This is a genomic window from Pseudomonas sp. P5_B2, assembly GCF_056400445.1.
The window spans coordinates 1-1,447 of the sequence record NZ_JBFULH010000865.1 but is presented as its reverse complement, the minus strand read 5'-3'; the positions used below and the strand labels follow the sequence as shown (position 1 = coordinate 1,447).

Sequence of the window (1,447 nt, the reverse complement as noted above, 5' to 3'; positions counted from 1 at the left end):
ATTCTGGAGAGATTGGGGTGGTTGAGCCTGGCGCAGAAAGGCGTCTAACTGTCCCGGACCTTCTTGCCACAACAAAGGAAAGTTTTGCCTTTCCCCATTGGGGAGAACAACCAAACAGCTTTTGGACAAGACCCTATCCAGCACTGGGTAGTTGGCATCATCGACAGTTAGCTGCTTAGCTAAATGCAACCAAGTCGACTTCAGTCCAAGTCTCCGATCAATATAAGGAGATAGCTCACTCTCCAATATCTCGCCGACTGACTTGTTATCACACGATATAACCCTGGAACCCTTCGCTGGCAACGGCACAGGCCAATTTTTAGCGAGGTGCTTTACAACAAAACTCTGCCCCCGCATATCCAAAATAAAACCTGCCCAAGAAGAATGTTCTTGATCAGGGTGATTCAGACCTACGTGTCCATCCTTGAAGCCCGCAATGTAAAAATTCATTACAGCTTGAGAGTCTTTCCTTGAGTTGACACGCTCGGACAGCTGACCCGCTTCCAAATAACCCCGTTCAACCCAGTCTGTAAAAGCCTCGTTACTGCTATCAATAGCGCCTGGATGAGAATTGACTATCAGTTGTCGCATGACAGAAAGATCATTGGCAGTTAGATTTTTCCAATCTTTTGCGGGTGGTGACACTTCGGCTTCAACGTCCGGCCCCGTCAAGCCAGCACACAGGCAGACAGCCAACGCTAATTTTTTGTACGCAGTTTTCATGCAGGCATTCCCKTGATTCACTTCTCCATGGCCGACCAGCTGAACCTCTTCCGATTCAGCTATAGCAGCGCCTACACGAGATTGGCTGCGCGCCTGACACCCAACCGACTGATCCACACCGCCATCAAAATCACCGATCCACCGAGGAACAACCTCCCTAGCTCCTCATGCTGATTCCAGATCAGCAGATTGATCAGCAAGCCCACGGGCACATGCAGGTTGTTCATCACCGCCAGCGTCCCGCCGTTCACCATGCACGCGCCTTTGTTCCACCAATACAAACCCAGCGCGGTCGAGACCAGGCCAAGGAATACCAGCACACCCCACTGCAGCGGCGCTTCGGGCAGGAAGTTCTGTTTGCCGAACAGCAGAAACGCCGGCAAGGCCACCGCCAATGCGCCGAGATAGAAGTAACCGAATCGGCGGTAGTGCGGCAGATCGCTCGGATGGCGCGCCACCAGATGTTTATAAAGCACCTGTCCGGCGGCGTAGGTGAAGTTGGCCAGTTGCAGAAGCAGGAATCCCATGAAGAAATCCGGGTTGATCCGGTCATAGCGAATCACCGCCGCCCCCATCACCGCCACCAGCGCAGCGATCAATGCCCACGGATTGAAACGCCGGTTCAGCGCATCTTCGATCAGGGTTACGTGCAACGGCGTGAGGATGGTGAACAGCARCACTTCCGGCACCGTCAGCACGCGGAAGCTCAGGTACAGGCAAACGT

Annotated in this window: 1 protein-coding gene and 1 pseudogene; both read right to left on the bottom strand. The window is 53.3% G+C overall.

The genetic code is table 11. From position 1 onward, the window contains the following. Positions 1–723: pseudogene (locus AC1DRJ_RS27540) on the bottom strand (S41 family peptidase); the annotation flags it as partial. Positions 724–794: 71 nt separating this feature from the next. Then, a partial coding sequence (locus AC1DRJ_RS27535; protein WP_477804929.1) for an EamA family transporter occupies positions 795–1,447 on the bottom strand: 653 nt, incomplete at its 5' end.